Source organism: Marinobacter antarcticus (assembly GCF_900142385.1).
GTDB classification, from domain to species: Bacteria; Pseudomonadota; Gammaproteobacteria; order Pseudomonadales; family Oleiphilaceae; genus Marinobacter; species Marinobacter antarcticus.
The window spans coordinates 271,569-298,131 of record NZ_FRAQ01000002.1; the positions used below are offsets into that span (position 1 = coordinate 271,569).

Sequence of the window (26,563 nt, forward strand, 5' to 3'; positions counted from 1 at the left end):
TTCTTTAGGAGTTGGCGACCAGGCGCGCGGCCTCGCGGGCGATCACAAGTTCTTCGTTGGTTGGGATGACCAGAATCGGGAAGCGTGAATCGGCGTGTTCTATTCTGCCATCGCTGTAACAGCCGTGATGCTCATTCATATCCGCATCAATATGAAACCCGAGAAGCTTCAAGTGACTCAGTGTTTTCTCTCGTACCCGGCTGCTGTTCTCCCCGATGCCGCCAGTGAGCACCAGCGCATCCAGGTGGCTCAGCGAAGCCATCATGGCTCCTACGTACTTTGCAAGGCGGAAGCAGAATATCTCGATGGCAAGAGCCGAAGGCTCGTGACCATGATCGGCCAGCTCGCATAAAGAGCGCATATCGTTGGTCTGCCCAGATATACCGAGAAGGCCACTCTTGTGGTTAAGTACCTCATGAATCTCGTTCAGCGTCATGCCTCGTGAGGCGAGATAACCGAAAAGACCTGGGTCGACATCACCGCTGCGGGTTCCCATAACCAGCCCTTCGAGCGGCGTCAGTCCCATGCTGGTATCGACACTCAGGCCATCCTTGATTGCAGTTATACTGCAACCGTTGCCAAGATGAGCTGAAATGATAGAGGTGGTTGCAGGTGTTTTCCCGAGCCGCCGAGCGGCTTCATTTGCCATGAAGAAATGGCTGATTCCGTGGAATCCGTAGCGCCGCACACTCCAGTCCCGATAGTAGGCTTCTGGTAGCGCATAAAGGTACGCTCGCGGTGCAAGAGTCTGGTGATAGGCGGTATCAAATGCGGCAATCTGAGGAATGTCGGGGAATTGCTCCCGGGTAGCTTCGATTCCGGCAAGGGCGACCGGATTATGGAGAGGAGCCAAGCCAGCACAGTCATTGATGGTCTCTATCACATCACTATCAATCAGAACTGCTTCGCGAAAGGTTTCTCCGCCATGGACAACACGGTGGCCAATGCACAAGGGAGCCGAAGCCATCAACTGACGATCGCGGAGAGCAGAAACCAGTGTCTGCAGTGCCTGTTTGTGATTGGCATTGGCTGGCAGTTCAACCGTGTGATTGTCGCCATCAATTCGCGCAAACGCGTCCTGCTCGTTAAGCCGCTGCGCCACCGCTGAGGCGATCTTCTCTGAACGTTCGTCGAACAGGGCGAGTTTGAGAGACGAACTGCCGCAGTTAACGACAAGAATGGACTGTTTCATTGTTCCCTCAGGTCCCCGGATATCATATTGATATACGGTGATTGGTTCTTAGCCACTCAGTAAACTCTCCGGCGGGGAGAGGGCGACTGTAAAAATAGCCCTGGGCGAAATCGCAGCCTTCCTGTTGCAGGAAATGGGTCTGCTGCTCATCCTCAACACCTTCGGCTACTACGGTCAGGCCGAGGCTGTGAGCCATATTGATGATTGCACGCACTAGGGTAGCGTCCTCAGACTCTTTCATCACATCCTGAACAAACGATTTGTCGATCTTAAGAGTATCAAAGGGGTAACTCTTGAGGTAACTGAGGGCGGAGTAGCCAGTACCAAAGTCATCCACTGACAGGCGGATTCCAGCGCTATCCATCTCTCTGAGAATCTCGGCCGTTTCTATTGAATTATCAAGCAGCAGGCGCTCTGTAATTTCCAGCTCCAGTCTTTTTGGGGCCAGCTCATTGTTGGAGAGTGCACGCATAACCGCCTTAGTAAACCCGGGATCGCGAAACTGACGCGGAGACACGTTTACCGATATGCCAATGTCCTGGCCGGTAATGGCCTTCCAGCCGGTAGCTGCAAGGCAGGCCTGTTCAAGTACCCATTCGCCAATGGGTACAATCAGGCCGGTCTCTTCGGCCAGCGGTATAAACCGATCGGGCATTACCAATCCCATAACCGGGTTGTTCCAGCGTAAAAGTGCTTCGGCCGCCCTCAGTTTGCCGGTCGCGGTATCTACGATTGGCTGGAAGTAGAGTTCAAATTCTTGTAGCTCGAGCGCCCGCCGCATACGAGACTCCATTTGCAGGCGCTCATGGGATATCTCAGACAATTCAGGGGTGAAATGCGCATAGGAGCTTTTCCCCTGGTGTTTTGCCTGATACATAGCCGCGTCGGCGTGTTGGAGAAGAGTGCCACTGTTGTCGGAATCCGTAGGGAAAATGGCAATGCCAATGCTGGTAGTAACGAACACCTCTTGGCCATTCAGAGAATAGGCGGGAGTAAAAGTTTTCAAAATGCGTTCTGCAACCTGCGAGGACGATTCCGGGCCGGTGAGGCCTGGCAGAATAACGAGAAACTCGTCTCCGCCGAGTCGCGCCACCGTGCTGGTTCCGCGCAGGCTGCTGGAGATTCTCCGGGCTGATTCAATCAGTAAGTTGTCACCGGCATCATGGCCCAGTGTGTCGTTAATGTGCTTGAAGTTATCAAGATCCAGAAACATGACGCCAACCATCGAACTCTCGCGCCTGGCCTGAGCCAGCGCCAGTTTGAGCCTGTCCAGAGCAAGCATGCGGTTGGGCAGGCCGGTCAGGATGTCGTAATTGGCTTGGCGCAGAAGCTGCTGCTCATAGCGCTTTCGGATGCTGATATCCTCGCCAAGTATCATATAGCCGGTGGTGTCGTTGGCCCCATCCTTTATTGGCGTAACGATCAGCTGCTCCCAGAAACGCTCTCCATTGCGCCGTAAGCTGTTCACTTCACCCTGCCAGACACCGACCCGCTGCACCTGCAACCGGATGGATTGCCACAGGTGGCTGTTGTCGCGGTTTTCCAGGTTGTCGTTGCTTAAAGCACCAGGGTGCCGGCCGACAATGGATTTTGCGTCATAACCTGTGAGCTGCGTGAATTTGCGGTTGGCGAACTCGACCCGCCACTGGCGATCGCAGATAACGACGGAGGAGGGGCTTTGCTCGATTGCTTTGGAGAATTTGTGGATTTCCGCAGCGTCCCTTTCCTGGCGCGCCATATCGTCGTTCAGCCGCTCGCGCATCTGGTTAAACGCTTCGGTCACGCGGCCGATTTCATCATTACGGTGTGAGGGCGTGTCCGGGCGATCGAGAGTGAGCGGGGTGTTGAGGTTTGTCAGGGAAAAGTCTTTTGCGTAATTTGCCATGGCCGTAAGGTGGCGGGTAACGAAGTGCTGGAAAACCCATATGATCAGTATGGACACGAAAAAGGTCTTGAGGAACTCGGTGGCCATGATGACGCCAACCTTTACCTTCATATCCTGATAAACGCGATCCAGATCGGCTGTTACCGTGAGTTCACCGAGTTTGAAGGCTTCATCGCCTTGGTGAACCAGATCGAAACTGTGTGACTGGATATCAGCTCCACGGGGGATCTCACCCATTACCAGTTCGGAGTCGGGTTCGATGCCCAGCCGCAGATGCACGATGTCCGGAAGGCTGAGAATCCCTTCCATTTGGGTCTGGAGCAATTTCTGATCAAGGGCCCAAAGGCTTCTGGCGAGGCTGGAGGAATACCCGGACTCAACGGCCTGCATGCGACTGTCAATCTGGGAAAGATCTTTCCTGTAGTCGGAATAGATCTGGAGAGCAGAGGCGATCAGAGTGAAAGCCGAGCTGAACAGAAGTATCCAGGCAAGCAACCTGAAAGACAGGGGGGAGCCCGAACGAAAACGTTGAAGACGCTTCAGTAATTTTGGCATCTCGTAAGTTCAGCCACCCAGACCGGTTGATAAATACAGACAGTCTATCACTCCGGAACTATAACAGGCCTGCTCTCGAAATTCCCTGCAAATACGCGAAAAGGTGGGAGAAACGTGCTCGCTTTGACCTTTCCTGAATTTTCGAGTCGAGGAGTGAGATGGTTGATTGACGCAGATCAATATCTGTATTCAGAGGTGACGTAATCTGAACTTAATCAAGTTTGATATAGGGCAGGAGAAAAATTATGTATATGGACCCAGTCGTTTTCGCTGGAATTGCAACTGTTCTACTGATGGTCGTGTTTTTTGTTGGAGTGGGCATATTCATTATGCGCGATCAAAAAGCGCATGGAGGAGATCAGCACAAGGAAGATCTGAAGACTGGTGGAAAACCGGTCTGAGAAGAAATGGCGTCCCCTAGGGGGTTCGAACCCCTGTTGCCGCCGTGAAAGGGCGGAGTCCTAGGCCACTAGACGAAGGGGACGCAACGCTTCAAAACCGTGCCTCGTCGAGGTGGCGCGTATATTAAGTAAGCCTCTTCCACCTGTCAACGCTTTTATCAAAAAAAGCTGCCGTTTCAACTTGTAGCATCTGCAAGTGCCTTCTCAAGCGTTGGGTAGCTAAACCCGAACCCGGAATCGGTCAGCCTTGCGGGCACAGCCTGTTGTCCGGTGAGTAGCAGGCGTGACATTTCCCCAAGAGCGATTCTAAGAACGGGTGCCGGTACCGGGAATATCGCCGGACGTCTGAGTGTACCCGCCAGGCAACAGGTGAATTCGCGGTTCGTAGCCGGATTTGGGCTTACCACGTTGTATGCCCCCGAAGCTTCAGGCGTCTCCAGCATCCAGATAAGTGCGGCCACAACGTCATCGCGGTGAACCCAGGGCATATACTGGAGGCCATCACCAAGCCGGCCACCCAAGCCAAATTTGAACGGCGGGATCATGCGCTGAAGGAAGCCACCTCCAGGGCCTGCCACAACGCCCGTTCTGGAAAGGCATACGCGCACACGGTGTGACCGCAGCTTAAGAGCAGCGTCCTCCCAGTCCCTGCACAACCGATGGGTAAATTCATCATGGGGTACCGTATCTTCGGTTACCAGAGTGTTGCCTTGATCGCCATAGAAACCAACCGCAGAACCTGAAATAAGCGCCTCTGGCGGCTGACCCCAGCTGGTGATGATTTCTGTGAGGGTATTGGTAAGGCCTATACGGCTATTCCGCAGGGCCTGTTTCCGCTGATCTGTCCAGCGTTTGTCCGCTATGCCTTCTCCTGCGAGATTGATCACGGCATCAAAACCCGGGTGGGATCTCAGGTTCTCAAGGTCAGCGATGACTTCAACCTGGCCGCACAGTGAGCGCACCTTATCCGCAGATTGCCGGCTTAGTACTGTCAGCTCATAGCCCCGTTTCAGCATCTCGCGGCATAGCATATTGCCAATAAACCCGGTGCCGCCTGTAATCAGTACACGCTTTTTCATGACTGTATTCCCAATTGCCCAGTGTTCTGCCCAAGCTGGAGAGCAACAACATCCTTGATCGCCTGGCCTAGCAGCGGATTTTCTCCGATAGGGGGGCAGAGCTGAATGCTGGCCCCAGTGGATTGTTCGAGAGCCTCTATCATGGCCGGCACATCCTTGCGCAGGTGGCGCCCGGCTGCCAGAAACAGAGGTACGATGGTAAATTCACGGGTACCTGCGGCAACCCCCTCATGCACCACCGCGTCCAGGGATGGCTCGGCCAGTTCCATATAAGCGATTCTGGAATTGCTGACAGCCGTTAAAGTGGGCTCGGCGAGGGCCTCGAAGGTGTCACACCAGCGTTTGTCGCTGCTTCCGTGTGCTAACAGAATAATGCGGCGGCTATTCATTAAAGCTCCCGAATAATCGGTGTAGAAGGTGTCTGTCGTAATTTCTGTTTCGGGCCGGTATTCTCTGCCAGTCCCGTCAATCACGATAACAGGGTGTCATCTAATGTTCGATTGGAAAGAGATTCTGGATTTCTGGTTCGGAGATCTTGATGAACACGGATTGCCTGACAGCTTCCACCGCAACCGCTGGTTTCGTTCAAGCAAGAGGTTTGATCAGGAAATTCGGCGCCGGTTTCTTTCCATGGTTTTGTTTGCATCTGAGCAGGGGCTTGATCACTGGCGCAAGACAGCAGGTGGCAGGCTTGCTGAAATCATACTGCTCGATCAGCTCTCCAGGAATATATTCCGGGGCGGAGCGTTGGCCTTCGAACAGGACAAACTGGCAAACAAGCTATGCAAAGAGGCTATGCGCAAGGGCCATGATATGGCGCTTCCTCCGGTTCAGAGGGCGTTTATCTACATGCCGCTGGAGCATGCCGAGCGTCTTGAAGATCAGGCTCTGTCAGTTGAGTGCTATGAACAATTGGTTGCTTCTACTACCGGAATGCTCCAGGACTTTATGAAAAGTTTTTTACGCTCGGCGCAGGATCATAAAGAGATCATCGAGCGTTTTGGTCGGTTTCCTCACAGAAACCAGGCCCTCAGTCGGCCATCGACTGTAGCTGAAAAGGATTATCTCGGCACCGCTCGCCGTTTTGGACAATAAAAGTTTGAAAGGAGGTTGACGAAAGGGGTGGGATGCGTAAAATACTCATCCGTTGTCGGTACCAGCCGTTCAACATTGCGGGAATAGCTCAGTGGTAGAGCACAACCTTGCCAAGGTTGGGGTCGCGAGTTCGAATCTCGTTTCCCGCTCCAGATTTCGGAAGCCCGGCCTCGAAAGAGGTCGGGCTTTTTGTTTTTCGTTATACTGGGCCGCCTCGTCAACATTAACGCTCTGTTCCGGGAGACGCGCCTTGTGAAAATCCATTCACTCCATATCTATCCGGTTAAGTCTCTCACCGGCATTCAGGTTCCATCCTTTGAAATGGACGATTTCGGTCCGAAAGGCGACCGACGCTGGATGATTGTTGATGCGGATCGCAACTTTGCTACCCAGAGGACCTTTCCTGAACTGGCGAAGATTACTACTTCAGTTGTGGATGGCTGCGTCAGCATCCGTATTCCGGGCGAGGGAGATTTCACGCTAAAGGCAACTGATGAGGAGTTGCGAGTGTTGGTCTGGTGCGACTGGGTAAAGGCGCATGAAGGTGAGGCGGCTGCAAGCGAAGCGCTGAGTCGTTTCTGTGGCAAAGATCTGCGATTTGTCTATATGTCAGACTCCTCTTTCAGGCGTGTTGATGCTGGGCGCGTAACCGAATACCGTCGCGTAGGGTTCGCCGATGGGTTCCCTTTTCTGATTACCAGCCTGGCCTCACTGCAGGAGTTGAATGGGCGCCTTGAAATACCGGTGGATATGCGCAGGTTTCGGCCCAATATTGTCGTTGAGGGAGCGGCTCCGTGGCAGGAAGACCACTGGCGCAAGCTTAAGGTGGGAGAGCAATATTTTGATATTGTAAAGCCTTGCTCCCGCTGTGTTCTGACGACCGTTGATCCGGATACCGGGCTAAAAGACCCCGGCCTGCAACCGTTGAGAACGCTTTCTGGCTATCGCAGAACGGCGGACGGTGTGATTTTCGGCCAGAACGCAATTCACGAATCATCCGGAATCATCCACGTGGATGACTCCGTCACTGTTATTGAATCGGAGTAGAACGCAACGTGCCACTGTTAACACTGGACTCGATTTCTCTGGCCTTTGGGATGCACCCGCTGCTGGATCAGGCTTCTCTTATTATCGATGCCGGAGAGCGTGTGTGCCTTTTAGGAAGAAACGGTGAGGGCAAATCAACCCTGCTTAAGATTGTCAGCGGGGAGGTCGTGCCGGATGGCGGCAGAGTTCGCCTCGACGACGGTGCGGTGTTGGCCGTACTGCCGCAGAATCTCCCGTCTGACGATTCGAGAACGGCGTACGAGGTCGTGTCCGGTGCATTCCCTGAGACGGGTCAGCTCTTGGCCGAGTTCCATGCGCTTGCACAACAGGCCGATGAAGCCAGCCTCGACCGGATGATGAAGGTTCAGGAGCGCATTGAAGCGCTTGACGGATGGCGGCTTGATCAGAAGGTTGCGGCCGTTCTGGCGCAATATGGTATAGATCCGGATCAGCGCCTTAATACGCTCTCTGGCGGCTGGCAGCGCCGAGTATTGTTGGCCAGAGCCCTGGTAGGAGAGCCTGACATTCTGTTGCTGGACGAGCCCACCAACCATCTCGATGTGCCAGCGATTGCGTGGCTTGAGGAAGCGCTTGGAGCCTTCCGTGGGGCCATGCTTTTCGTGAGCCACGACCGTGCCTTCATAAGGCGCATGGCTACCCGGGTTGTGGAGCTGGATCGCGGCAAGCTGGTCAGCTTTGCGGCCTCTTATGATCGCTATCTTGAGCTAAAGGAAAAAGCGCTTGAGGAAGAAGATCGGGAGAACGCGCTTTTTGATAAACGCTTGAAGCAGGAAGAGACTTGGATCCGCCAAGGAATCAAGGCTCGTCGTACCCGTAACATGGGGCGGGTGAGGGCGCTTAAGGCGATGCGCGAAGAGCACCGGCAGCGACGGGTTCGCGGCGGAACAGCAACGTTTGCTGTGGAAGATGCAGTGCGCTCCGGCAAGCTGGTGGTCGAGACGGTTGATGCTGGCTTTGCCTATCCCGACGGGACGCCGGTTATGCGTGATATGAATCTCACCGTATTCCGGGGCGACAAGATTGGCCTTGTGGGCGAAAACGGAACGGGTAAAACGACGCTGGTACGGTTACTGCTGGGCGATCTTGAGCCGACAGAAGGTGCAATCCGGCTGGGTACCAACCTTCAGGTTGCCTATTTTGATCAGCTCCGCGGCGAGCTGGATCTGAGCCGCAATGCGCTTGATAACTTGTCCGAAGGCCGAGAGTTTATCGATATCAACGGCCAGAGTAAGCATGTGCTCGGGTACCTACAGGATTTTCTCTTTACGCCAGAGCGAGCCCGGTCTCCTGTCAGGGTGTTTTCTGGAGGTGAGCGTGCACGGCTGTTGCTTGCCAAGTTGTTCAGCAAACCAGCGAATATTCTGGTGCTCGATGAGCCGACCAACGATCTGGATGTTGAAACCCTGGAGCTGTTGGAGGAGCAGCTTGCGGAATTTGCCGGCACAGTGATTGTTATCAGCCACGACCGTGAGTTTTTGGATAATGTTGTCACTGAAACCGTCTTTCTGGATGGTTCGGGCAAGGTTCGTGAATACGTGGGCGGTTACAGCGATTGGCGTCGGCAGGGCGGTTGCTTCCCCTCCGAAGCGAGTGGCGCTCGTCCTGACAGGCACGACAAGGCGGCGAAGTCCGGTAAACAGAGTCGTGGCGGAAAGCAGAACGACTCGCCTGTAAAGAAGGTTCAGGGTGAGTCAGACTCCCGGGGCGGCGCCGCAAATAAGCCCAAGTTGCCCAAGTTGAGTTATAAGCTGAAGCTTGAGCTTGAGCAGTTGCCGGGGCAAATAGAAACCTTGGAGCAGGAAGTCGCCGGCATTCAGGGGCGTATTTCATCAGCGGACTTTTATTCAGGCTCGTCGGATGAGGTTGCAACCACGCTGGAAGAGCTGGAGCAAGCGGAAGCGCGCCTGGAGAAAGTGGTTGAGCGGTGGATGGAGCTTGAGGAGCAGGCGCTTAACTAAGCTTTCTGCAGATAAAAACAAGCCCGGCGACAGGTCATGCCCCGGGCTGGTTTTTCATGCGCTGTTCAGGCGCAGGGTGTCAGCGAATCCTGATGGCCAGAACGTCGCATTCGGTTCCATGCAGAACGCCGTTGGCTGTTGAGCCCAGAAGCAGCTGGAAGCCTTTCCTTCCGTGGCTTCCGACAATCACGAGGTCGACTTCGTGTTCTTTGACGAGGCGATGAATTTCAGATTCTGGCCGGCCTACGGTCACAATCTGGTTGGCCTTATCAACGCCAAACTGGTTTCCGTAAGCCCCAAGCTGTTCACGGGCAGCTTTGTCGAGCTGATCTTGCAGCTCTGTCAGGTCCATGGGGATATCACCGCCGTAGGCGTAACCTACCGGTTCTACAACGTGCACCAGAACCAGGTTTGCACCATGCGCCTCGCACATAGATCTGGCTTTATCCAGAACCTGTGGCGCTTCTTCAGTAAGATCTATGGCAACAAGCATTTTCTTGTACGCAGACATCCCTAACTCCTTCGTGTTCAGGCTTTACGACAGCATAATACGCGAGCCCGATGAGGGAAAGAGGTACCGGGGTTCTCACGCATTTTGCTGCAGCAATCCGATAGCCGTGGTCAGGCTTTCAAGAATCCTTTTCGAATACCTGTCAATTATAAAGCCTACGTTGTTTTCATTGTAATTGACGTAAGAGCTGCGGATGAACTGCCATTTGGCCGCAACGTCGTTGAAAAGTGACTTCAGCTCAGTATCAGTCTTGCCTTTAACAACAATCGCCAGAAGCTGGTCAAACTCTTTTGCCTGCTCATCAAGAGGTTTCTCGGTAGATGTGCCCTGAAAGGTCTGGGCAACGGATGAATTGGTTCGAACGGAGTATTTCGCCATCATTTGGGCGATCTTCACAGCGCCCATTCGTGCCGCTTCCACCCGCGGGCTGGTTTCTGTCTGGGAGTTTTCCTGGGCAATCTCGTAAAGCTCCGTTGCGGTATCGTTCATGATCAACGCCTGGTTCGCCATATCGGAAACCAGGCGCAAATCCGGGTAGCCGGTATCGCGCACATCATTGATGTTGTCACGCATCAGGGCTTTGAACTTGTCGAACTCACTGTTGAGCGCTTCAATCTGTTCGGTTGTCAAAACGCCGCTTGTGCTTTTTGCGAGAAGATTCATGGAATCGTTGGCAGTGTTGATGCCAGCTACGATCTCGTTCAGGGTGTCGGTGGTGCCGCTTCCGATGAATCGGTAGTAGGCATCCAGAGAAACGTAGTTGCTGACGCGAAAGCTGTGAAGCTGAGACAGGAAATCGTCAGCGTCCTGCGCCCTGACACTCAGGGAGGTGAGCATTAACAATAAGAGTGCAGAGACCAGGGAGTGCGTCCGCAGGCGGGTGGTTTTCATCGGATGAGTCTCCGTAATGCGTTTATTATTGTGTACCAAAGTCGTAGATCGAAGGTAAAGTAACTTCCCCGGCCAATCAAGCGGTTTTGCGGGCGCTGAGTCGGGGAAATGTAAACATTTTTGAAATTTGCGTGATGAAGTTCAGGTTTTTTCTATGTATAGGGCGTAGCTATTTGAAAAAAAAGAGCTAAGCACTGAGGAAGGGGCGAAATGTTACGCATGTGGTGCGCGTTTAGAAAGAAACGAATTGACAAACGTGCTGTTTTTTTTCATCGTGTGCCCTCACGATTCAAACGACTGTATGAATTTTTGAGTCGATTAATCGGGCAGTGACCGAAATCTCGCTGCACAAAACAGCTCTGGCAGCTCTTAACTGGGTCTGGCCAGAATTGGAAGCAGTTCCAAACACAGACTGGAGATCAGTTGATGATTTACGAAGGTAAAGCCATCACGGTTAAAGAGATCGAAGGCGGGATCGCTCAGTTGGACTTCGACTTGCAGGGCGAGTCGGTAAACAAGTTCAACCGTCTTACCATTGAAGAGCTCCACGCCGCGACTGATGCACTTAAAGCTCAGAAGAAACTCAAGGGCCTGGTGATAACCAGCTCCAAAGACAGTTTCATTGTTGGTGCCGATATTACAGAGTTTACCGATCTGTTTGCCGGTTCCGAAGAAGATCTGATAGCCAACAGCCTTAACGCCAACGCCATTTTCAGTGCTGTAGAGGACCTTCCGTTCCCGACAGTGACGGCTATTAACGGTATGGCTCTGGGTGGCGGTTTTGAAATGTGCCTGGCGACGGATTACCGGGTCATGGCACCGAAGGCGAAAGTTGGTTTGCCTGAAGTCAAGCTGGGCATCTTTCCAGGCTTTGGTGGAACCGTTCGTCTGTCGCGCCTGGTGGGCGTAGACAACGCCGTTGAATGGATTTGTGGTGGTACAGAAAACCGTGCCGACGCAGCTCTGAAAACCGGCGCCGTAGATGCAATCGTTGAGCCGGCAAAACTGGTTGAGGCCGCTGTGGCAATCATCAACCAGTGTAATGAAGGCAAGCTTGACTACGAAGCTCGACGTGAAGAGAAAAAAGGTAAAATCAAGCTGAATGCCATGGAAAGCATGATGGCGTTCGAAATCTCCAAGGCATTTGTCGGTGGTAAAGCGGGCAAGAACTACCCCGCGCCGGTAGAAGCTATCAAGGTGATGCAGAAGCACGCTGGCTTGACTCGCGACAAGGCGGTTGAAGTGGAAGCCAAAGGCTTTGCCAAAATGGCAAAGACGAATGTGGCGGCCTGCCTGGTTGGCCTGTTCCTGAACGATCAGGCGCTGAAGAAAAAAGCCAAGGCATGGGAAAAAGAAGCCTCTGAAGTGAAACTGGCCGCCGTTTTGGGCGCCGGAATCATGGGCGGTGGCGTGGCCTATCAGTCAGCACTGAAGGGCACACCGATTATCATGAAGGACATTGCTCAGGAAGGCATCACGCTCGGCCTGAACGAAGCCAAGAAGCAGCTGGTCAAGCGCGTTGATAAAGGCAAGATGGACGCGGGCAAGATGGCCGACGTCCTGAATAGCATTACGCCAACCCTGAACTACGGTGATTTCAAGAACGTCGACCTGGTTGTTGAGGCGGTGGTCGAGAATCCGAAAGTAAAAGATGCGGTTCTGCGTGAGACGGAAGACCACATTCGCGAAGATGCGATTCTGACGTCAAACACCTCAACCATTTCCATCGACCTGTTGGCCAAGAACCTCAAGCGTCCGGAAAACTTCTGCGGCATGCACTTCTTCAACCCGGTACACATGATGCCATTGGTTGAGGTTATTCGCGGCGCGAAGACCAGTGACCGGGCGATCGCCACCACGGTTGCCTACGCCAAGGCCATGGGTAAAACGCCAATCGTTGTCAAGGACTGCCCCGGCTTCCTGGTCAACCGGGTTCTGTTCCCGTACTTCGGTGGTTTCATCGGCCTCGTGCGTGACGGTGCTGATTTCCAGCACGTTGACAAGGTGATGGAAAAGTTCGGCTGGCCTATGGGCCCGGCTTACCTGCTTGACGTTGTCGGCATGGACACCGGCAAGCATGCCGGCGCGGTCATGGCTGACGGTTTCCCGGATCGTATGAAGCACGAAGGCACAACGGCTATCGACGTTATGTTCGATAACAACCGTTACGGTCAGAAGAACGAGAAAGGCTTCTATCGTTATGAGCTGGACCGCAAGGGCAAGCAGAAAAAGGTTGTCGATGAAGAAACCTATAAGCTGCTTGAGCCAGTTGTTCAGGGTAAGAACGATTTCAGTGATGAGGATATCATCGCTCGCATGATGCTCCCTCTGTGTCTGGAAACTGTTCGCTGTCTGGAAGACGGAATTGTTGAAGCCCCGGCTGATGCTGATATGGGTCTGATCTTCGGTATCGGTTTCCCGCCGTTCCGGGGAGGTGCCCTGCGTTATATCGATGATATGGGCGCAGACAAGTTCGTAGAGCTGGCAGACAAGTTTGCAGACCTCGGTCCCTTGTACCACCCGACCGAGAAGCTGCGTGAAATGGCCAAAACTGGCGAAAAGTTCTTTGGTTAACCCTGAACGAGATTTCCGAACGGAGAAAGATCTATGAGCCTTAATCCGAGAGACGTTGTCGTCATCGATTGCGTGCGGACTCCGATGGGTCGTGCCAAAAATGGTTGTTTCCGTAACGTACGTGCGGAGACCCTGTCGGCAGCGCTGATCGAAGCATTGTTCGAGCGCAACCCGAAGCTCGACCCGAAAGAAGTTGAAGATGTGATCTGGGGCTGTGTAAACCAGACAAAGGAGCAGGGTTTTAACGTGGCCCGGCAGATTTCCCTGCTGACACGTATCCCTCATGAATCTGCAGCCCAGACGGTAAACCGTCTGTGTGGTTCCGCCATGAGCGCAATCCATACAGCGGCACAGGCCATCATGACCGGCAACGGTGATATGTTCATGGTCGGTGGTGTTGAGCACATGGGGCACGTACCCATGACGGCAGGTTTCGACCATAATCCGGCTGCGTCTAAATACACTGCCAAGGCATCGAACATGATGGGCTTGACGGCAGAAATGCTGTCGAAGATGCACGGTATTACCCGTGAGCAGCAGGATGAGTTCGGCGCACGTTCTCACCGCCTTGCCCATGAAGCGACGCTGGAAGGCCGTTTCAAGAATGAAATCGTGCCGATTGAAGGTCACGATGAGAATGGCTTTAAAATGCTGATTGAGCATGATGAGACCATTCGTCCTGACACCACTGTGGAGTCACTGGGCCAGCTCAAGCCGGCTTTTGATCCAAAGAACGGGACCGTGACAGCGGGTACTTCCTCGCAGCTGACCGACGGTGCCTCAGCGATGGTGCTGATGTCCGCAGAACGTGCAGAAGCGCTGGGTCTGAAGCCTATTGCGAAGATCCGCAGTATGGCCGTAGCCGGATGTGATCCCGCGATCATGGGTTACGGTCCTGTGCCGGCAACCAAAAAGGCGCTGAAGCGTGCAGGCCTGAAAGTTGAAGATATCGACTTCTGGGAGCTGAACGAAGCCTTTGCTGGCCAGTCTCTGCCAGTACTGAAAGACCTGAAACTGTTGGGTGTGATGGAAGAGAAGGTTAACCTGAACGGCGGTGCGATTGCCCTTGGCCATCCGCTGGGCTGTTCTGGTGCGCGTATCTCCACAACTCTGTTGAATGTAATGCTGGCCAAAGGCGGTAAGCTTGGTGTTTCCACCATGTGTATCGGTATGGGTCAGGGCATTGCGACTGTCTGGGAGCGTCTGTGATCCGTTAGACGGACACAGTAACGCTTTCATGGAAAGGCCCGGCATGCGCCGGGCCTTTCTGCTTTCAGGGCGCTCTAAGGGCGCTTCCTGAAATGCTGAAAAAGTGTGACTGAAACAAAGAATGGGTTGTCTTGCTATTCCTGACCCTGTAAAACAATGGGCCTATACACAATGGCGGCTCCTATAGTTTTTCCAGCCGATTGATTTTACAGCGTGTTTGCGGTCTGCTTGTTAACGGACCGATTTATCGCCAAGGATACAGATCTCCGATATGGGTAAAAGTCTCGTAATTGTCGAGTCACCAGCGAAAGCGAAGACCATCAATAAGTACCTGGGCCCCGACTTCATCGTGAAGTCGAGTGTCGGGCACATTCGTGATCTTCCGGTCAGTGGCAACGGATCCCAGTCTGATCCGAAAGAGCGTGCCAGACAGGCAGCATTCACGCGCAAACTTGGCCCCGAGGACAAGATTGCGCACAAAAAACGCAAGGCCCGGGAGCAGCTGGTTGCCCGGATGGGTGTTGATCCTGATCAGGACTGGAGTGCTCGTTACGAGATTCTTCCTGGCAAGGAAAAGGTTGTCAGTGAGCTCAAGCGGCTGGCCAAGTCCGCAGACCATATCTACCTCGCGACGGATCTTGACCGCGAGGGGGAAGCTATTGCATGGCACCTCCAGCAGACCATTGGTGGCGAGCCAGAAAAGTACAGTCGTGTGGTGTTCAACGAAATTACCAAACGCGCCATACAGGAAGCGTTCAAAGACCCCGGGAACCTTGATACCAACCGGGTAAACGCCCAACAAGCCCGTCGTTTTCTTGACCGGGTTGTGGGTTACATGGTCTCGCCTCTGTTATGGGCCAAGCTTGCCCGCGGTCTGTCTGCAGGTCGTGTTCAATCGGTAGCTGTGCGGTTAATTGCAGAGCGTGAGCGGGATATCCGGGTGTTTGTACCGGAAGAATACTGGCAGTTGTTCGCCGGGCTGGGTGCCAAAGCCAGCGCACAACCCGTGCGGTTTGAGGTTACCCGTTACAACGATAAGCCATATCGCCCGGTTAGCGAGCAGCAGAGTTCGGAGCACGTAGAGCGGCTCAAGTCGGGCAGCTTTGAGGTATCCAAGCGGGAAGACAAGCCGACCAGTTCCCGCCCGGGCGCACCGTTTATTACATCGACCCTGCAGCAGGCGGCGAGTAACCGGATGGGTTTCAGCGTCAAGAAAACCATGATGCTGGCCCAGCGTCTTTATGAGGCCGGGTACATAACTTACATGCGTACCGATTCGACAAACCTGAGTCAGGACGCCGTCAGTGGCTGTCGTGATTACATTCAGGATCAGTTCGGTGACCGCTATATGCCAGAAAAGCCAAAGCTTTATGGCAGTAAAGAAGGTGCTCAGGAAGCTCACGAAGCCATTCGTCCGACTGAAGTGACACGGCAGGCAGCAGCTATCAGTGGCCTGGAAAAGGACGCGGAGAAACTTTATGAGCTGATCTGGCGTCAGTTTGTGGCGTGTCAGATGTCAGAAGCTGAATTCCTCAGTACATCGATTGTCGTTGCCAACGGTGACTACGAACTGCGTACACGTGGCCGTATCATCAAATTTGAGGGCTTTCTCAAGGTCGCACCTCAGTCGGGCAAAAAAGAAGAAGATATTGCTCTGCCAGATATCAAAGTGGGGGAGGCTCTGACTCTCGAAAAGCTTGAGCCGAGCCAACACTTTACCAAGCCGGCACCTCGTTATACGGAAGCGAGCCTGGTAAAAGAACTTGAAAAGCAGGGTATTGGCCGTCCATCCACCTATGCGTCGATTATCTCGACCATTCAGGATCGTGGCTATGTGCGTCTGCAGAACCGGCGCTTCTATGCTGAAAAGATGGGTGAGATCGTCACCGATCGGCTATGTGAGTCGTTTTCCAACCTGATGGACTTCGACTTTACCGCAAAGATGGAAGGCGATCTGGATCACATTGCCGAAGGGGATGTGAACTGGAAGACGGTTCTGAACGATTTTTATGCGCGGTTCCGTCAACAGCTGGACTCTGCCGAGGCGGCTGATGGTGAGGGCGGCATGCGCCCGAATGATCCGACCGAAACCACTATTCCATGCCCGACCTGCGGTCGCAATATGCAGATACGGGTGGCCAGTACCGGCGTGTTCCTTGGCTGTTCCGGGTATTCGCTGCCGCCGAAAGAACGTTGTAAAACCACTATCAACCTTGTGTCGGGCGATGAAGTTGTCAGTGCCGATGATGACGTTGAAGGCGAGGGTGAAACCCGCTTGTTGCGCAAGAAGCGGCGTTGCCCGATATGTTCTACGGCTATGGACAGTTATCTGGTGGATGAAGCCCGCAAGCTGCACGTTTGCGGTAACAATCCTGACTGTTCCGGTTACGAGGTAGAAGAAGGTACGTTCCGCATAAAGGGCTACGACGGTCCAACTCTGGAATGTGATAAGTGCGGCTCTGAGATGCAGCTGAAAACAGGCCGCTTTGGCAAATATTTCGGTTGCATGAATGACACTTGTAAAAACACCCGTAAGCTTCTGAAAAGTGGGGAGCCCGCACCTCCCAAAATGGACCCGGTGCCAATGCCCGAACTGCAATGCCAGAAAGTAGACGACACCTACGTATTGCGTGATGGCGCATCTGGGATGTTTCTGGCGGCCAGCAAGTTTCCGAAAAATCGTGAGACTCGGCCACCTCTGGTTATGGAAATCAAGCCGCACAGAAAGGAAATTGATCCGAAGCACGATTATCTGATGGAGGCTCCGGAACGTGATCCGGAGGGTAACCCTACGGTCATTCGTTACAGTCGCAAGACCAAAGAGCAGTACGTGATGTCGGAGAAAGACGGCAAAGCAACGGGTTGGTCTGCGTGGTACGTGAACGGGAAGTGGCAGCCTCGCGAGAAATAGTAGTGGCTGCATAACAGTTCTGTGAGAAAAAAGAGGTCAGAACGGGCGTTCTGACCTCTTTTTTTATTTATCTGAGCTATTTAGTTCATCTGAATTTTCGCAATCTCTGAATCAGTGAAGACGTATCCCAACGTTTTCCTCCCATCTCCTGAACATCCCCGTAGAATTGATCGACCAGGGCTGTGACCGGCAATGAGGCGTTTATTTTCCGGGCCTCATCCAGGCATATGCCAAGATCTTTGCGCATCCAGTCCACAGCAAATCCATGATCAAACTCACCGTCAATCATGGTTCCTGAGCGGTTTTCCATCTGCCAGGACTGAGCGGCTCCCTGTGAGATCACATCCACAACTTTTCTGACATCAAGGTTAGCCTGCTCTGCGAAGTGCAGCGCTTCAGAGAGTCCCTGGACCAGGCCGGCAATAGCAATCTGGTTCACCATTTTGGTCTTTTGGCCGCTGCCGGCCGGGCCCATCAGGTTCAGAGCCTTGGCATAGTGTTGCAACAGGGGCTGGGCTTTGGCGTAGTCCGGTTTGGTGCCACCGCACATGATGGTGAGCTGGCCATTCTGCGCCCCCTGCTGGCCCCCTGAAACCGGTGCGTCAATAAAACCCATGCCTGCCTTTTGGGAAGCTTCGGCCAGTCTCTCGGCAACTCCTGCGGAAGCGGTAGTGTGATCCACCAGAATGGCACCAAACTGTGCGTGTGCCAGAATGCCATCACTTCCTTCATAAACCGCAATAAGATCCTTGTCGGCGCCGACGCAGGTCATGACAAAATCAGCGCCTTCCACGGCTTCTTCAATAGTCTTGCAAGCGGTTCCCGAGTACTCCTTGGCCCACTGCAGAGATTTTTCAGCTGAGCGGTTCCATACCCGCACAGTAAGGCCGGCGTTGGCCAGGTGGCCGGCCATGGGGTACCCCATAACGCCGAGACCGATAAAAGTTGCGGTAGTCATTATTTTCTCCTTGTAGGGTTATGGAGTTTAACTTAGCACAGAGTGAGCGGGTTGCCGGAGAAAAGGGCATATCTGTTCAGCACGCCAAAAAAAAGGCCGCTGAATCAGCGGCCTTTTGGTTTCCGGAACTGGCAGAGATTTATTTTTCAGGGTAATCCCGTGCCGGAGAGCCGGTATAAAGCTGGCGCGGACGGCCAATGCGATAGTCGCCGCTGACCATTTCGTTCCAGTGAGAGAACCAGCCAATGGTCCTGGACAGGGCAAAGACTACTGTGAACATGGAGGTCGGAATTCCGATTGCCTTGAGGATCAGGCCGGAGTAGAAATCCACGTTCGGATAGAGCTTGCGCTTGACGAAGTATTCGTCTTCGAGCGCGATCTTCTCAAGGCGCTGGGCAATTCTGAGCAGTGGATCGTTTTCCAGTCCCAGTTCGGTCAGCACTTCATGCGCAGTTTCAGCCATTACTTTGGCGCGTGGATCGAAGTTCTTGTATACCCGGTGACCAAAGCCCATGAGGCGGAAGGGGTCGTCCTTGTCCTTGGCTTTCGCGATGAAGGTATCAATGTTTGATTCATCGCCAATTTCCGCCAGCATATCCAGAACCGCTTCGTTGGCACCTCCATGAGCGGGGCCCCACAGCGCTGCAATACCAGAAGCTATGCAGGCGTAGGGGTTGGCGCCGGTAGAGCCGGCCAGGCGTACGGTGGAGGTCGACGCGTTCTGCTCGTGATCGGCATGCAGAATGAAAATCTTGTCCATAGCATTGGACAGGATAGGGTTGGGTTTGTATTCCTCGCAGGGAACACCAAACATCATCTGCAGGAAGTTCTCGGAGTGGGAGAGGTCATTCCTGGGATATACAAATGGCTGGCCAATGCTGTATTTGTAGCACCAGGCTGCAATAGTCGGCATCTTGGCAATCAGGCGGTGTGCGGTGATATCGCGTTGATGTTCGTTGGTAACGTCCATCTGGTCGTGATAAAACGCAGAAAGCGCCCCGACAACGCCGCACATGATGGCCATAGGATGCGCGTCCCGGCGGAAGCCGTGGAAGAAATTGCGCATCTGGTCGTGCAGCATGGTGTGGTTTTTGATGGTGTCGTGGAACTGTTTGTTTTCTGCTGCGGTAGGCAACTCGCCTTTCAGCAGCAAATAGCAGACCTCCAGGTAATCTGAGTGCTCTGCGAGCTGCTCAATTGGGTAACCCCGGTGCAGGAGAACGCCGTTTTCACCATCAATGTACGTGATGGCTGACTCGCAGGCTGCTGTTGAAACAAACCCCGGGTCGTAAGTGAAAACGCCTTGCTGAACTAGGCCTCGTACGTCGATGACGTCAGGGCCAACTGTGCCGGAATAAACCGGTAGCTCAATGGACTTGTCCCCCACCGAGAGCGTGGCTTTCCTGTCGGTCATAGTGCTCTCCTGTTTATCAGCTTTGGCAGCATAGGCTACCTTTATAGTTGCGCGAGAAGGCGCGTATTATCGCAAAACTGGCGGCAAAATATAGGGCGTAGGCTTTTTTTGTCAATGAAAGAGTGGGGAAACCTTATGATGCTGTCCTTGTTGTAAATCAGGGATATCACGAATAATGCGGCTCGGAGCCAGAAAAAGTATTTGTCAATACGCCTTATAGCTTGCTTCACTGCTGTCTATGCGCTGCTTTGACATGGGTTGCGCGTTTGTAATTATACGGGCGCCTCCTTATAATCCGTAGCCCGGAATCGGGGATTCATCTTCATGGGCGTTTGTTCATAGCAAGCTACCTGGCTGGTGTCCGCCCTCCTGAACCAATCGGCTGTCGATACCGTATCGTACATCCGACCCTTACATACCAACTATCCGCCACCGGTTCGCCGGCTCCGCGGAACCAAAAGAGAGTGTGAGAGCGCTGTGAATAGTAAACGACCAGTAAATCTCGATCTCGGCAAGTTTCATTTTCCGCTGCCAGCCATTACGTCCATATTGCACCGCGCAAGCGGCATCATCATTTTTGTTGGTGTTGCATTCATGCTTTATGGACTTCAGCTTTCCCTTTCCGGGGAAGAAGGCTTCAGTCAGGTCAGTGAATTGCTGAACAGCTTCTTCGCCAAGCTGATTACCTGGGGCATTCTGTCTGCTCTGCTTTACCATCTGGTTGCTGGCATCAAGCACCTGCTCATGGACATGGGCATCGGTGAAGAGCTGGAGAGCGGGCGTACGGCCGCGAAGATCACAATTGCAGTTTCCGTCATCCTCATCGTTCTGGCAGGAGTCTTCGTATGGGCATGAATAGTGTGACCAATATAGGCCGAAACGGTATCCAGGACTGGCTCATCCAGCGAGTCTCTGCTTACGTATTAGCTTTCTATACGCTGTTTTTGCTCGGCTTTTTTGTGACAACAGATGTTGATTACCAATCGTGGTCGGCGCTTTTTGATCAGACTTGGTTCAAAATCTTCACGTTGCTGGCGTTGCTTTCGATCGGTGCTCACGCATGGGTCGGGCTTTGGACAGTTTCTACCGACTACATCAAATCCGCGATGCAGCGTTTTCTCTTTCAGGCAGCATGCATTCTCGTGATTTTCGTGTATGTGGTCTGGGGCATTCAGATTATTTGGGGGCTTTAATTGATGGCTAATATCAAGACCATGTCATACGACGCGATTGTTATCGGTGGCGGTGGTGCCGGTATGCGAGCCGCCCTGCAGTTAACTGAGTCGGGCGTTAAGACAGCGTGCATTACAAAAGTATTTCCTACCCGTTCGCACACAGTATCTGCCCAGGGTGGTATCACCTGTGCGATCGCAAGTGCTGACCCCAATGATGACTGGCGCTGGCACATGTACGACACCGTCAAGGGGTCTGATTACATTGCTGACCAGGACGCGGTTGAATATATGTGTTCAGTCGGGCCTCAGGCGGTTTTTGAGCTTGAGCATATGGGCTTGCCGTTTTCCCGGACCGAACAGGGTCGTATCTATCAACGTCCGTTCGGTGGCCAGTCCAAAGGGCCGAATGATTCTACTCAGGCTGCTCGTACTTGTGCTGCTGCAGACCGTACCGGTCACGCGCTGCTGCACACGCTTTACCAGGCGAACCTCAAAGGTGGCACTACCTTTCTGAACGAGTGGTACGCTGTTGATCTGGTCAAAAACAGCAAAAATGAAGTTGTTGGTGTTGTTGCGATTGAAATTGAAACCGGTGAAGTGGCGTACATCAAGGCCAAGGCGACGGTTTTAGCAACAGGCGGCGCAGGTCGGATTTATGCCTCTACTACCAACGCGCTGATCAACACCGGTGACGGCATTGGCATGGCGCTGCGTGCGGGTTTCCCGATGCAGGACATGGAAATGTGGCAGTTCCACCCGACGGGTATCTACGGTGCCGGTACGCTGGTAACGGAAGGGTGCCGGGGTGAGGGTGGTTACCTGATTAACGCCGACGGCGAGCGCTTCATGGAGCGTTATGCTCCGAACGCCAAAGATCTGGCTGGACGTGACGTTGTTGCGCGTTCCATGGTTATCGAGATTCTCGAAGGTCGCGGCTGTGGCCCGGACAAGGACCACGTTCTACTGAAGTTGGATCACCTGGGTGAAGAAACACTGAACCTGCGCCTGCCAGGCATCTGCGAGTTGGCTCGCACGTTTGCCCACGTGGATCCGGTGAAAGAGCCGGTTCCGGTTGTGCCAACATGTCATTACATGATGGGTGGCATTCCTACAAATGTAGGTGGTCAGGCGCTGACCCAGGACGAAAATGGCAGCGATCAGCCGATCCCGGGCCTGTTTGCCTGTGGTGAAGCGGCGTGTGTTTCTGTTCACGGCGCAAACCGGCTTGGTGGCAACTCACTGCTGGATCTCGTTGTTTTCGGACGTGCAGCCGGCCTTCACATTGAAGAGCAGTTGCGCGGTGGTTTTGTGACAGATGGTGCAACTGATGAGGATATCAAGCGTGCCATGGCGCGTCTGGATCGTCTGAACAGTGCATCGGAAGGTGAAAGTGTTGCCGACGTTCGCAAGGATCTCCAGAACTGCATGCAGCTTTATTTCGGTGTTTTCCGTGACGGCAAGAGCATGGAAGAAGGTCTGAGAAAGCTGGAAGCAATTGGCGAGCGTGTGCGTAACACCAAGCTGACCGATACCAGTAATGCCTTCAACACTGCACGTATCGAAGCCCTCGAGCTCGATAACTTGTATGAAGTGGCTCAGGCTACCGCAATTTCCGCGAATGAGCGTAAAGAGAGCCGCGGCGCTCACGCCCGTAACGACTTCACCGAGCGTGATGACGAGAACTGGCTGAAGCACTCTCTCTACTTCCCGCTGGACAAGCGTATCGGCAAACGCGCTGTAAACTTCTCGCCGAAGACAGTTGATACCTTCCAGCCGAAAATCCGGACTTATTAAAGGGGGACGTACACTATGTTGGTAAGCCTTTACCGTTATAACCCGGAAACTGACAACGCCCCTTATATGCAGGACGTCGATGTCGAGCTTCCGGCTGGCAAGGATCTGATGGTCCTTGATGTGCTTAATCTCATTAAAGAGAAAGATTCATCAATGGCCTATCGCCGTTCATGCCGTGAAGGTGTATGCGGCTCTGACGGCATGAACATGAACGGCAAGAACGGCTTGGCGTGTATCACGCCGATGTCCCAGGTCGTCAAGAATGACAAGCTGGTATTACGCCCGCTGCCAGGCCTGCCGGTTATCCGCGATCTGGTCGTCGACATGAGCCTTTTCTACAAGCAGTATGAAAAGGTGATGCCTTACCTGGTTAACGACAAGCCGGCGCCCGCCATTGAGCGACTGCAGTCACCGGAGGACCGCGAAAAGCTGGATGGCCTGTACGAGTGCATTCTCTGTGCTTGCTGTTCAACGTCCTGCCCGTCGTTCTGGTGGAACCCGGACAAGTTTATTGGACCGGCTGGACTGCTGCAGGCCTACCGCTTCCTCGCGGACAGCCGTGATACCGCTCAGGCAGAGCGCCTTGCCGATCTCGACGATCCGTTCAGCGTTTTCCGTTGCAGAGGCATCATGAACTGTGTCAGCGTTTGTCCGAAAGGCCTTAACCCCACAAGGGCCATCGGTCATATCCGTAATCTTCTGCTGCATCGGGCGACTTAAGCAGCAAAATTGCAGACAGACGCTATACTGATCTGATCAGGTTGGAACCCGGAAGGCCTCGCGTATATGCGGGGCCTTCAACCAAAGGCTTATAGTCAATGGTCTTACCCGGGTGCACACTACGCAAGCCGTGGCGGGAACTCATCATGTTTTCCTTCGGTTTTGCTGAGTACAAAAAAATCATTGGGGAACGGAAAACATCCGTGTTGGGCGTGGTTGCCACAGTCGATCCCGTAAAAACCCGTATTGACTGATAATTACCCCTGGCCGACCATACCGGGCTCCCCCGCACCAGCCCAAGGTGAGCTAGTCAAAATGCAAGAAAGCATCATGGAGCAGTTATGGCAGACTTCCCACTTGCAGGGTGGAAATCTGGCCTATGTTGAACAGCTTTTTGAAACCTACCTGACAGACCCTAATGCCGTTCCCGAAGAGTGGCGCAGTTATTTTGACAAGCTTCCGAGCGTTGACGGCTATCAAGGCCGTGATGTCATTCACTCTTCGATCCGCGAGCAGTTTGAGCACATATCCCGCAATCAGCGTTTTCTCGCGAATAACGGCGTGCCTGTCAGTGCAACGTCGGATGCTGATAAAAAGCAGATCCGTGTTCTCCAGTTAATCAATGGCTATCGCTTCCGCGGTCATCAGGAAGCAAAGCTTGATCCTCTCGGTGTCTGGCAGCGTCCGAAAGTAGAGGATCTTGATCCGTCTTTTCATGACTTGTCAGAATCTGACCGGGATCTGGAGTTCCAGACCGGCTCCCTGAGCTTCGGCTCTGAAACCATGAAGCTCGGCGATATTGTCGACGGACTGCGGCAGACATACTGCGGTAGCATCGGCGCCGAATATATGCATATAGTTGATACCCGCATTAAACGCTGGTTTCAGCAGCGCATGGAGCCTGTTCGCTCTGAACCCGGTTATGAATCCAATACCCGCAAACATATTCTGGAACGCCTCACGGCGGCTGAAGGCCTGGAAAAATATCTTGGTTCCCGTTACCCGGGCGTCAAGCGTTTCGGGCTTGAAGGTGCAGAAAGCCTTATTCCCTGCATGGACGAATTGATCCAGCGCGCAGGCCATTATGGCGCCAAGGAAATTGTATTGGGTATGGCCCACCGCGGCCGTCTGAACATCCTGGTAAATACCCTGGGCAAGAACCCCAAGGAATTGTTTGACGAATTTGAGGGTAAGAGGCTAGCCGATTCAGGCTCCGGTGACGTCAAATATCACCAGGGCTTCTCATCCAACGTAATGACGGATCGTGGTGAAATACACCTTGCGATGGCGTTCAACCCGTCGCACCTGGAAATAGTATCTCCGGTGGTGGAAGGTTCAGTGCGTGCCCGTCAGACCCGTCGCAAAGACAACGAAGGTAATCAGGTGGTGCCGGTCATCATGCACGGTGATGCTGCGTTTGCGGGTCAGGGCGTCGTCATGGAAACCTTCCAGATGTCCCAGACCCGTGGTTTCGGCGTGGGCGGTACTATCCACATCGTTATCAATAATCAGGTCGGCTTCACTACCAGCAGGCAGGAAGACGCCCGCTCCACGGAGTACTGTACTGACGTCGCAAAAATGGTTCACGCGCCGATACTCCACGTGAACGCCGACGATCCTGAGGCAGTTGTGTTTGTGACCCAGATGGCGATGGACTATCGTAACGAATTCAAGGGTGACATTGTTATAGATCTGGTTTGCTATCGTCGTCGGGGGCATAACGAAGCCGACGAGCCTGCTGCAACCCAGCCGGTGATGTACGAGAAGATTCGTAAACTGAAGACCACGCGTACTCTTTACGCGGATAAGTTGATCGCTGCCGGCGTGATTACCGAAGATGAATCCAAGCAGATGGAAAACGACTACCGTGACGCGCTCGATAACGGTGAACACGTGGTCAAATCTCTTGTGAAAGAACCAAACAAGGATCTGTACGTTGACTGGACGCCTCATATTGGCCATGAGTGGACGGCCAAGTGTAAATCCAGTGTTGCGCTGAAAACGATTCAGAGGCTGGGCAAAAAGCTGACCCAGGTTCCTGAAGGGTTCAGCGTTCAGCGTCAGGTTTCCAAGATCGTTTCCGATCGCGAGAAAATGACAGCAGGGGCGCTACCCATCAATTGGGGCTACGGCGAAATTATGGCTTATGCCACTCTGCTCAACGAAGGACATCCGATCCGGCTCACCGGTCAGGATGTGGGGCGTGGAACCTTCTCTCACCGGCATGCGGTGCTGCACAACCAGAAGGATGGCTCCAGGCACATCGCGCTGGCTCAGCTTTCCGAGAAACAGCCGAAGTTTGAAATATACGATTCGCTGTTGTCTGAAGAAGCCGTGATGGCGTTTGAATACGGGTATTCAACGACCACACCGGATACGCTTGTGGTCTGGGAAGCCCAGTTTGGCGATTTCGCTAACGGCGCCCAGGTTGTTATCGATCAATTCCTCACAAGTGGTGAGCATAAGTGGGGGCGCCTGTGTGGGTTGACCCTGCTTTTGCCGCACGGCTATGAAGGGCAGGGTCCTGAGCACAGTTCTGCGCGCCTTGAGCGTTTTCTGCAGCTGTCAGCAGAACAGAATATTCAGGTGTGTGTGCCGACGACGCCATCCCAGGTCTTCCACATGTTGCGTCGTCAGGTGAAGCGTCCGCTGCGTAAGCCGCTGATAGCCATCACGCCCAAGAGTCTTCTGCGTCACAAAGAAGCAACCTCAAATCTGGATGACCTGACCTCCGGCACGTTCCAGACCGTTCTTTCCGAGAAAGAACTGCCGGACGCCAAGAAAGTCACCCGGGTTATTCTTTGCAGCGGCAAGGTCTTCTTTGACCTGTTGGAAAAGAAGAAAACCGACGAGCGTGATGATGTTGCCATTGTGCGCATTGAGCAACTCTATCCGTTCCCCGGCGAAGATCTGGATGAAACTCTGGCCCAGTACGTAAAGCTGAAACACGTGGTGTGGTGTCAGGAAGAGCCTATGAACCAGGGTGCCTGGTATTGCAGTCAGCATCACATGCGTAATGCGCTACAACGGCTGAACCCCAAGCTTAATCTTCAGTACGCCGGTCGTGATGCTTCTGCTGCCCCGGCAGCAGGTCATATGTCTGTCCATATTGAGCAGCAGAAAAAACTTGTTAATGATGCGTTTGAAATCTGACGAGCTACCGAACTAAGGAA

General features: G+C 53.4%; 20 protein-coding genes and 2 tRNA genes. 13 read left to right on the plus strand and 9 right to left on the minus strand.

Annotated features, from left to right (window positions below; translation table 11 throughout):
* Window positions 1-4 precede the first annotated feature (4 nt).
* Window positions 5-1,192, minus strand: a complete 1,188-nt coding sequence (locus BUA49_RS12625) for an acetate/propionate family kinase (RefSeq protein ID WP_072798239.1) — start codon at window positions 1,190-1,192, stop codon at window positions 5-7.
* Window positions 1,193-1,214: 22 nt separating this feature from the next.
* The gene (locus tag BUA49_RS12630; RefSeq protein WP_072798240.1) at window positions 1,215-3,632 is read right to left on the minus strand and encodes a bifunctional diguanylate cyclase/phosphodiesterase; all 2,418 of its coding nucleotides are present in this window, start codon (window positions 3,630-3,632) and stop codon (window positions 1,215-1,217) included.
* A gap of 245 nt (window positions 3,633-3,877) precedes the next feature.
* Here BUA49_RS12630 and ccoM point away from each other — a divergent pair, with 245 nt between their 5' ends.
* Window positions 3,878-4,033: a cytochrome c oxidase subunit CcoM gene (gene ccoM, locus BUA49_RS18280; protein ID WP_175547586.1), complete on the plus strand. Its 156-nt coding sequence runs from the start codon at window positions 3,878-3,880 to the stop codon at window positions 4,031-4,033.
* A 7-nt stretch (window positions 4,034-4,040) separates the two neighbouring features.
* On the opposite strand, the gene BUA49_RS12635 is transcribed toward ccoM, so the two are convergent.
* The 3 genes from BUA49_RS12635 to BUA49_RS12645 form a co-directional block, all read right to left on the minus strand.
* Window positions 4,041-4,116 (minus strand) — tRNA-Glu (locus tag BUA49_RS12635).
* Window positions 4,117-4,209: 93 nt separating this feature from the next.
* Window positions 4,210-5,112, minus strand: a complete 903-nt coding sequence (locus BUA49_RS12640; RefSeq protein ID WP_072798241.1) for a TIGR01777 family oxidoreductase — start codon at window positions 5,110-5,112, stop codon at window positions 4,210-4,212.
* A complete protein-coding gene (locus tag BUA49_RS12645) occupies window positions 5,109-5,585 on the minus strand; it encodes a sirohydrochlorin chelatase (protein WP_228704483.1) in 477 nt (158 codons plus the stop codon). Before BUA49_RS12645 ends, BUA49_RS12640 begins: the two co-directional genes overlap by 4 nt.
* A 19-nt stretch (window positions 5,586-5,604) precedes the next feature.
* Here BUA49_RS12645 and BUA49_RS12650 point away from each other — a divergent pair, with 19 nt between their 5' ends.
* The 4 genes from BUA49_RS12650 to BUA49_RS12665 all read left to right on the plus strand — a co-directional run bounded on the left by BUA49_RS12650 (window position 5,605) and on the right by BUA49_RS12665 (window position 9,233).
* The gene (locus BUA49_RS12650; protein ID WP_072798242.1) at window positions 5,605-6,207 is read left to right on the plus strand and encodes a DUF924 family protein; all 603 of its coding nucleotides are present in this window, start codon (window positions 5,605-5,607) and stop codon (window positions 6,205-6,207) included.
* 77 nt (window positions 6,208-6,284) lie between these two features.
* A tRNA-Gly gene (locus BUA49_RS12655) sits at window positions 6,285-6,359 on the plus strand.
* Window positions 6,360-6,396: 37 nt separating this feature from the next.
* Window positions 6,397-7,254 (plus strand): MOSC domain-containing protein, encoded by an 858-nt coding sequence (locus tag BUA49_RS12660; protein WP_228704484.1) that lies wholly within the window; start codon window positions 6,397-6,399, stop codon window positions 7,252-7,254.
* Between the two features lie 8 nt (window positions 7,255-7,262).
* Window positions 7,263-9,233 carry an ATP-binding cassette domain-containing protein gene (locus tag BUA49_RS12665; RefSeq protein WP_072798243.1) on the plus strand — a complete coding sequence of 657 codons (1,971 nt, stop codon included), beginning with the start codon at window positions 7,263-7,265 and terminating at the stop codon, window positions 9,231-9,233.
* Between the two features lie 79 nt (window positions 9,234-9,312).
* Here the strand turns inward: BUA49_RS12665 and BUA49_RS12670 are convergent, their stop codons facing one another.
* Together BUA49_RS12670 and BUA49_RS12675 are read right to left on the minus strand one after the other, a co-directional pair.
* Window positions 9,313-9,744 (minus strand): universal stress protein, encoded by a 432-nt coding sequence (locus tag BUA49_RS12670; protein WP_072798244.1) that lies wholly within the window; start codon window positions 9,742-9,744, stop codon window positions 9,313-9,315.
* Between the two features lie 75 nt (window positions 9,745-9,819).
* Window positions 9,820-10,635, minus strand: coding sequence for a hypothetical protein (locus tag BUA49_RS12675; RefSeq protein WP_072798245.1), 816 nt, complete (start codon window positions 10,633-10,635; stop codon window positions 9,820-9,822).
* Between the two features lie 426 nt (window positions 10,636-11,061).
* On the opposite strand from BUA49_RS12675, the gene fadB reads away from it, so the two are divergent.
* The 3 genes from fadB to topA all read left to right on the plus strand — a co-directional run bounded on the left by fadB (window position 11,062) and on the right by topA (window position 17,329).
* The gene (gene fadB / locus BUA49_RS12680; RefSeq protein ID WP_072798246.1) at window positions 11,062-13,209 is read left to right on the plus strand and encodes a fatty acid oxidation complex subunit alpha FadB; all 2,148 of its coding nucleotides are present in this window, start codon (window positions 11,062-11,064) and stop codon (window positions 13,207-13,209) included.
* 33 nt (window positions 13,210-13,242) lie between these two features.
* Window positions 13,243-14,418 carry an acetyl-CoA C-acyltransferase FadA gene (gene fadA, locus BUA49_RS12685; protein WP_072798247.1) on the plus strand — a complete coding sequence of 392 codons (1,176 nt, stop codon included), beginning with the start codon at window positions 13,243-13,245 and terminating at the stop codon, window positions 14,416-14,418.
* A gap of 271 nt (window positions 14,419-14,689) precedes the next feature.
* Entirely contained in the window at window positions 14,690-17,329 is a 2,640-nt protein-coding gene (topA, locus tag BUA49_RS12690) for a type I DNA topoisomerase (protein WP_072798248.1), read from the plus strand.
* An 85-nt stretch (window positions 17,330-17,414) separates the two neighbouring features.
* Here the strand turns inward: topA and BUA49_RS12695 are convergent, their stop codons facing one another.
* Both BUA49_RS12695 and gltA read right to left on the minus strand, forming a co-directional pair.
* The gene (locus tag BUA49_RS12695) at window positions 17,415-18,287 is read right to left on the minus strand and encodes an NAD(P)-dependent oxidoreductase (RefSeq protein WP_175547587.1); all 873 of its coding nucleotides are present in this window, start codon (window positions 18,285-18,287) and stop codon (window positions 17,415-17,417) included.
* 139 nt (window positions 18,288-18,426) lie between these two features.
* Window positions 18,427-19,701, minus strand: coding sequence for a citrate synthase (gltA, locus tag BUA49_RS12700; RefSeq protein WP_072798251.1), 1,275 nt, complete (start codon window positions 19,699-19,701; stop codon window positions 18,427-18,429).
* Window positions 19,702-20,178: 477 nt separating this feature from the next.
* Between gltA and sdhC the strand changes: the two genes are divergently transcribed.
* The 5 genes from sdhC (at window position 20,179) to BUA49_RS12725 (ending at window position 26,543) form a co-directional block, all read left to right on the plus strand.
* Window positions 20,179-20,556, plus strand: coding sequence for a succinate dehydrogenase, cytochrome b556 subunit (sdhC, locus tag BUA49_RS12705; RefSeq protein ID WP_072798253.1), 378 nt, complete (start codon window positions 20,179-20,181; stop codon window positions 20,554-20,556).
* Window positions 20,547-20,894 (plus strand): succinate dehydrogenase, hydrophobic membrane anchor protein, encoded by a 348-nt coding sequence (gene sdhD, locus BUA49_RS12710; protein ID WP_072798254.1) that lies wholly within the window; start codon window positions 20,547-20,549, stop codon window positions 20,892-20,894. The genes sdhC and sdhD overlap by 10 nt, the downstream gene beginning before the upstream one ends.
* A 3-nt stretch (window positions 20,895-20,897) precedes the next feature.
* A complete protein-coding gene (sdhA, locus tag BUA49_RS12715) occupies window positions 20,898-22,670 on the plus strand; it encodes a succinate dehydrogenase flavoprotein subunit (RefSeq protein WP_072798256.1) in 1,773 nt (590 codons plus the stop codon).
* Window positions 22,671-22,685: 15 nt separating this feature from the next.
* Window positions 22,686-23,390 carry a succinate dehydrogenase iron-sulfur subunit gene (locus BUA49_RS12720; RefSeq protein ID WP_072798258.1) on the plus strand — a complete coding sequence of 235 codons (705 nt, stop codon included), beginning with the start codon at window positions 22,686-22,688 and terminating at the stop codon, window positions 23,388-23,390.
* Between the two features lie 315 nt (window positions 23,391-23,705).
* Window positions 23,706-26,543, plus strand: a complete 2,838-nt coding sequence (locus BUA49_RS12725) for a 2-oxoglutarate dehydrogenase E1 component (protein ID WP_072798259.1) — start codon at window positions 23,706-23,708, stop codon at window positions 26,541-26,543.
* The last annotated feature ends 20 nt before the right edge of the window (window positions 26,544-26,563 follow it).